The following is a 4,946-nucleotide window of genomic DNA, read 5'->3' as shown; positions in this document are numbered from 1 at the left end:
AGCTGCTCGCCGACGTCGACGCAATCGATCAAGCGGCCGCCGCGTGGCGGTCGTCGTTCGCCGAACCGCTGATCGCCACCATCCAGCCGGGTACCCGCACCGTGGTCGACGCGGGCGTCGCCGACCGCGGAAAGGCCCAATTCGACCGCATCCGAGCGCTTTTCGACACCCAGAACGAACACCTCACCGCGGCGAGGTCGGCCGGGATCGAGGATCTTGATCGAATTCGCTGGTGGCGCAACGCCGTTCTCGGCGCGATCGTGGTGGCGCTGCTGGTGACCGCGGCGGCGCTCGCGATCGTGATGCAGACGGCGGTCACCCGGCCCCTGGCGTCACTCGCGGCGTCGTGCCGGCGCATCACCGAGGGCGACTTCGGCAAGCAAATCGTCCCCCAGGGGCCCAAGGACATTCGCTCCATCGCCGTCGACGTCGAGAACATGCGGCAGCGGATCGTCGACGAGCTCGACGCCTCCCGTTCGGCCGAGGCGCAATTGGACGAACAGACCGTCGAGTTGCGTCGATCGAACGCCGAACTCGAACAGTTCGCCTACGTCGCCTCCCACGATCTCCAGGAACCCCTGCGCAAGGTCACCTCGTTCTGCCAGCTGCTCGAGAAGCGCTACCGCGACAAACTCGACGACCGCGGCGTCGAGTACATCGACTTCGCAGTCGACGGCGCCAAGCGCATGCAGGTACTGATCAACGACCTGCTGACCTTCTCGCGCGTCGGCCGGCTCAACGCCGCCCAGACCGACGTCGACCTCGACGCGGCGCTGAACGACGGTCTCGCCAACCTGGCCGTCGCGATCGAGGAATCCGAGGCCGACATCGTGCGCCCCGCCGAGCCGCTCCCCCACGTCGTCGGCGACCCGACGCTCCTGGCCATGCTGTGGCAGAACCTGATCGGCAACGCGATGAAGTTCCGCAAGGAGGGCGTCGCGCCGCGTATCAGGATCGAATGGCAACCCGCAGCAGATGCCGACGCCGATTACTATTCCTTCACCCTGTCGGACAACGGGATTGGCATCGCACCGGAGTTCGTCGACAAGGTGTTCATCATCTTTCAGCGTCTGCACGGCCGCGACACCTACGGCGGGACCGGCATCGGCCTCGCGCTGTGCAAGAAGATCGTCGAACACCATGGCGGCACCATCTGGATCGACACGTCCTACACCGACGGCACCCGCTTCCACTTCACCCTGCCGGTGCCCACCACGACCGAGAACCCTGCACCACTTCTGGAAGGAACGACCCCATGACGACAGCCGGTCGACCGATCGACGTTCTCCTGGTGGAGGACGACCCCGGTGACGAGCTCATCACCCGGGAAGCCTTCGAGCACAACAAGATCAAGAACAACCTGCACGTGGCACACGACGGCGAGGAAGGCCTCGACTTCCTCTACCGACGCGGCGTCTACGAGAACGCCCCCACACCCGACCTGATCCTGCTCGACCTGAACCTGCCGAAGTACGACGGACGGCAGTTGCTCGAGAAGATCAAGTCAGACCCCGACCTGAATCACATCCCGGTCGTCGTGCTGACCACGTCCTCCGCCGAGGAGGACATCCTGCGCAGTTACAAGCTGCATGCCAACGCCTACGTCACCAAACCCGTCGACCTCGACCAGTTCATGAACGCGGTCCGCCAAATCGACGAGTTCTTCGTCCAGGTGGTCCGGCTGCCTCAGGGCTGAAGTCGTGACTCGAGGGCGTGAATGCCAGGGACTGTGGGTACCGTCACATCCATGAAGCTGATGTCGCCGACGGATTCGATGTTCCTTCTCGGCGAATCCCGGGAACATCCGATGCACGTCGCCGGCTTGCAGCTGTTCAAGCCACCGGAAGGTTCGGGGCCCGACTTCATTCGGGACATGTACGAGACGATCGTCAAGAACGACGACTTCCAGCCGACGTTTCGCAAGCACCCCGGCCGGGTGCTTGGCGGAATCTCCAACGTGGCATGGGCGTTCGACGACGAGGTCGACATCGACTATCACCTGCGCCGGTCGGCGTTGCCGCGCCCGGGCCGGGTGCGTGAACTGCTCGAGTTGGTGTCGCGGTTGCACGGCACGCTCCTGGACCGGCACCGACCGCTGTGGGAGGCGAGCCTCGTCGAGGGCTTGGAGGACGGACGCTTCGCGGTCTACACCAAGATTCATCATTCGCTGCTCGACGGCGTCAGCGCCCAGCGGCTGACGATCCGGTCGATGACGACCGATCCGGACGACACCGAGATGCGGGTGCCGTGGACGTTGGGACCGCGGCAGCGAACCAAGGACTCCGGCGGCGGCCGGTCGGCTCTGCAGTCCCTCACCGGGACCGTCGGCTCGATCGCGTCGCTGGCGCCGTCGACCCTGTCGATCGCAAGGGCCGCGCTCCTGGAACAGCAACTGACGCTGCCGTTCCGCGCTCCGAAGACGATGTTCAACGTCCCGATCGGCGGCGCCCGGCGCGTTGCCGCACAATCGTGGCCGCTGGCGCGGATCAAGGCCGTCAAGTCCGCCGCGGGCGTCACCGTCAACGACGTCGTCCTGGCGATGTGCGCGGGCGCCCTCCGCACCTACCTCGTCGAACGCGCCGCGCTCCCCGACGCCCCGCTGGTGGCGATGGTGCCGGTCAGCCTGCGTACCAAGGACGAGGAGGACGCCGGCGGCAACATGGTCGGCACCATCCTGTGCAACCTGGCCACCGACCTGAACGATCCCGCCAAGCGGCTCGACGCGATCAGCACGTCGATGGACGACAACAAGAAGGTGTTCGCCGAGCTGCCGCGCACGCAGGCTCTCGCCCTGTCGGCGTTCCTGATGTCGGGCTTGGCCATGGGGCTGCTCCCCGGCTTCGTCTCGTCAGCGCCGCCGCCGTTCAACATCGTCATCTCCAACGTCCCCGGCGCGTCGGAACCGTTGTACTGGAACGGTGCCCGCCTCGACGGCAACTATCCGTTCTCCATCGCGCTCGACGGTCAGGCGCTCAACATCACCATGACCAACAACGGCGACAACCTCGACTTCGGCTTGGTCGGCTGCCGACGCAGCGTGCCGCACCTTCAGCGGCTGCTGATGCATCTGGAGAACTCGCTGGCCGAGCTCGAGCAGGCCGTCGGCGCCTGAGCCGATTAGTACTTCCCGAAGGTCAGCACCACGTTGTGGCCGCCGAAGGCGAACGTGTTGCTCACGGCGTAGCGATAGTCGGACCGGCGGGGCTCGCCGGTGACCACGTCAAGGTCGATCCGATCGTCGAGCTGAGCGAGGTTCAGGGTCGGCGGCACTACGCCGTCACGCAGCGCCTGCACCGTCAACACCGCTTCGATGGCGCCGGCAGATCCGAAGGTGTTGCCCAGGGCGGCCTTTGGCGCGTACACGGCGGGACGACGGTTGCCGAACACCTTCTCAAGGGCCGTCGCCTCGACGAGGTCGCCGTCAACGGTGCCCGCGGCGTGAGCGTTGACGAGGTCGACGTCGTCGGCGGTGAGGCCCGCCAGTTGAATGGCCCGCGTCAGGGCGTGGGCTTCTTGTTCCGCACCGGGATCGGGACGCAACGCGTCGAATCCGTCGGAGGTGGTCGTCGCTCCGAGTAGCCGAGCCAGGATGTGCGCTCCCCTGGCCTTCGCGTGCTCCTCGGTCTCGATGACCAGCAGGGCGCCACCTTCGCCGAGAACCATGCCACGACGGTCCTTGTCGAACGGTCGGCACGCGCCCGCGGGGTCGTCGCCGGCCGCCATGATGCCGTCGATCTGGGAGTAGGCCGCGATGGGCACCCCCTCGATCGGCGATTCCACGGCGCCACAGATCACGACGTCGGCGTCGCCGAACACGATTTGTTGCCAGGCCTGCGCGATGGCTGCCGCTCCCGACGCGTCGGCCATCATCGGTGCCGATACGCCGGCGCGCGCCGCGCGGTCGAGTCCAATCGCCGCGGCGGCTCCGTTGGGCATGAACATCTGAACGGCCAGCGGCGACACCGCCTTCAGGCCTCGCTTGCGCATGGCGATGTAGGCGAGGATGACCTCTTCGGCGTTGCCGAACCCGGTTCCGACCGACACCGCGAGCCTGGTGGGATCCATGTCGGGTGAGCCGGCGTGGGCCCACGCGCGCCGCCCGAGGACCAGTGCCATCTTCTGCTGGTACGACAGCCGACGCAGTTCCACCCTGCTGAGCTCGGCGTCGAAGTCTTCGAGGAGTTGACCACCGATCTTCACCGGCAGATCCAAGTCCTCCACGAATGCGCCGGACAACGGGCGAATTCCGCTGCCGCCGTCCAACAGGGCGGTCCAGGTCGCTTCGGCGTCCACCGCGAGAGCGTTGGTCATCGCCAGTCCGGTGACGACCACGTCTGGAAAGTCGCGCAGCATGGGAGCCTCTCGTCGAGTGTCGACTCGATTCTCCCGCTCCTCGTCACCGGATCTCACACGGGGACCGGCTTGGACGCCTCAGTAAGCCCGACGACCTCGCCGGACGATGCTCCCATCGGTTGCCAGCCCCACCCCCGACTGGCCGCTCATCTGAGCATGAAGGCCATCACCTGCAGAAATGTGACAATATCGTCACTCGACAGCGCAATGTCCGGCGCGATAACGTTTGCCATACCAAGGGAGGTGATCACATGACCCCTGCCGACACGACCATGGATCCGGATCCTGCCGTGGTCGCAGCAGCGATGGACGACGTCGCCACTGCCGGCCGAGAACTCGCCGCAGTCAAGCGGTCGGGAGCCGTCGGGGCCCTCGATCGGGCCCAGCGGGAGCTGCAGAGCGCCGTCGACGCGGCCCGTGAGCTGGGCGCCGGATGGGGGCAGATCGGCGCGGCGCTCGGAATCGCTCGCGGTAACGCCTATCAGCGGTTCCGCAAGAAGTCGTTCGGCTGGCCCGCTCGCTGAGGCACCATTGTCACCAGCTCATTCAAAGGCATTGCCGCCCTGGCACTTAGCGATGAATGACGACGGCCC

5 protein-coding genes are annotated in these 4,946 nt (G+C 66.3%); 4 read left to right on the top strand and 1 reads right to left on the bottom strand.

Features of this window, described 5'->3' with window-relative positions:
• From B1790_RS33325 to B1790_RS33315, 3 genes are all read left to right on the top strand, one after another.
• The coding region (locus B1790_RS33325; RefSeq protein WP_142271666.1) for an ATP-binding protein at window positions 1-1,259 on the top strand (1,259 nt) is incomplete at its 5' end.
• Complete coding sequence (locus B1790_RS33320) at window positions 1,256-1,696, top strand: response regulator (protein WP_079927549.1); 441 nt, start codon at window positions 1,256-1,258, stop codon at window positions 1,694-1,696. The genes B1790_RS33325 and B1790_RS33320, both read left to right, overlap by 4 nt.
• A 51-nt stretch (window positions 1,697-1,747) precedes the next feature.
• Window positions 1,748-3,112, top strand: coding sequence for a wax ester/triacylglycerol synthase family O-acyltransferase (locus B1790_RS33315; RefSeq protein WP_079927548.1), 1,365 nt, complete (start codon window positions 1,748-1,750; stop codon window positions 3,110-3,112).
• 5 nt (window positions 3,113-3,117) lie between these two features.
• Here B1790_RS33315 and B1790_RS33310 read toward each other — a convergent pair whose 3' ends face one another.
• A complete protein-coding gene (locus B1790_RS33310; RefSeq protein ID WP_079927547.1) occupies window positions 3,118-4,353 on the bottom strand; it encodes a KasA/KasB family beta-ketoacyl-ACP synthase in 1,236 nt (411 codons plus the stop codon).
• 251 nt (window positions 4,354-4,604) lie between these two features.
• Here B1790_RS33310 and B1790_RS33305 point away from each other — a divergent pair, with 251 nt between their 5' ends.
• Window positions 4,605-4,877, top strand: a complete 273-nt coding sequence (locus B1790_RS33305) for a hypothetical protein (protein WP_079927546.1) — start codon at window positions 4,605-4,607, stop codon at window positions 4,875-4,877.
• Window positions 4,878-4,946 lie beyond the last annotated feature (69 nt).

Origin of the sequence: Mycobacterium sp. AT1 (genome assembly GCF_002043095.1) — a bacterium.
Classification (GTDB): Bacteria; Actinomycetota; Actinomycetes; order Mycobacteriales; family Mycobacteriaceae; genus Mycobacterium.
The sequence above is the reverse complement of the archived record's forward strand: the minus strand, read 5'-3'. Positions and strand labels throughout refer to the sequence as shown.

Excerpts from the sequence above, each read along its gene's own strand:
- B1790_RS33320 (WP_079927549.1), top strand. The coding sequence starts at position 1,256 with ATGACGACAGCCGGTCGACCGATCGACGTTCTCCTGGTGGAGGACGAC.
- B1790_RS33315 (WP_079927548.1), top strand. The coding sequence starts at position 1,748 with ATGAAGCTGATGTCGCCGACGGATTCGATGTTCCTTCTCGGCGAATCC.
- B1790_RS33310 (WP_079927547.1), bottom strand. The coding sequence starts at position 4,353 with ATGCTGCGCGACTTTCCAGACGTGGTCGTCACCGGACTGGCGATGACC.
- B1790_RS33305 (WP_079927546.1), top strand. The coding sequence starts at position 4,605 with ATGACCCCTGCCGACACGACCATGGATCCGGATCCTGCCGTGGTCGCA.